Source organism: Bathymodiolus azoricus thioautotrophic gill symbiont, assembly GCF_001298715.1.
Lineage (GTDB): Bacteria > Pseudomonadota > Gammaproteobacteria > PS1 > Pseudothioglobaceae > Thiodubiliella.
In genome coordinates this window covers 1-839 of record NZ_CDSC02000020.1, presented here as the reverse complement: position 1 = coordinate 839, position 839 = coordinate 1, and the positions used below count along the sequence as shown (strand labels likewise).

Annotated in this window: 1 protein-coding gene; it reads right to left on the bottom strand. The window is 36.6% G+C overall.

Annotation, left to right across the window (positions count from 1 at the left end; translation table 11 throughout):
* Window positions 1-341 precede the first annotated feature (341 nt).
* The coding region (locus tag BAZSYMA_RS00375) for a glycine zipper 2TM domain-containing protein (RefSeq protein ID WP_338152899.1) at window positions 342-839 on the bottom strand (498 nt) is incomplete at its 5' end.

Below are 839 nucleotides of genomic sequence, written 5' to 3'. Positions count from 1 at the left end.
CTCAAGCATCTTCACTTTTTAACTGTAGTCAGTTAAAAGCTTCCCCATAGTCAACAACAACTTCTTCCCAAAAATTGCTTTTGTCGACTTGTTTTTCGTTGTGGGGAACAAAACTTATTTTAGGCACAAATTTGATTACTCAAAAATTGCACAAAGGGGACCGTTTGGCTTCTCCAACTACGGTCAGTTGCTAATTTATGAAAATGCTATGGGGTAGCTTTTCATGATAGAGGTTGCTTATACAAATAACCTCTTTAAAACTTTGATTTGAATTTGAATAACCAGCATCAAGGCTTTAAAGAGCTCACTCACTTTCATGACCCCTGCTCCTGTTTGATAAATTACATTATAGGCGTAACACGCACTTGAACACGAATGCTCTTACCAGGCTTGTTGCCTGTTGTGTATGAATACACATTGCCATTATATTTGTAGGTAACTAAATAATGACTAAAGCGCTTCTCAGATCTGTAGTGATATTTAGTATCACAAATTTGCTTATTAACAACTCTGTATTCTGTTTTTTCACTATCATTGGCAATTGAAGCACCTAATAAAGCACCAGCAACCGTCATGGCTTTTTTACCATTGCCACCGCCAAACTGATTACCGATAGCACCACCAAGGATACCACCAAGAATCTCATTAGTAGCAGAACCATCGCCACCAACTTTTTGATGAAACTCTTTGGTATAGCAATCTTGATATGGCTGCTTGATAGTGTGTTCTCTATAAACATCTTCTATAGAGACTACTTGAGCTTTGTCTGTGTAACTTACTGCAAATACTGATTGCATTGAGCAAATAAGCGTTATTAAAACAAAGTTTTTAAGTTTTTT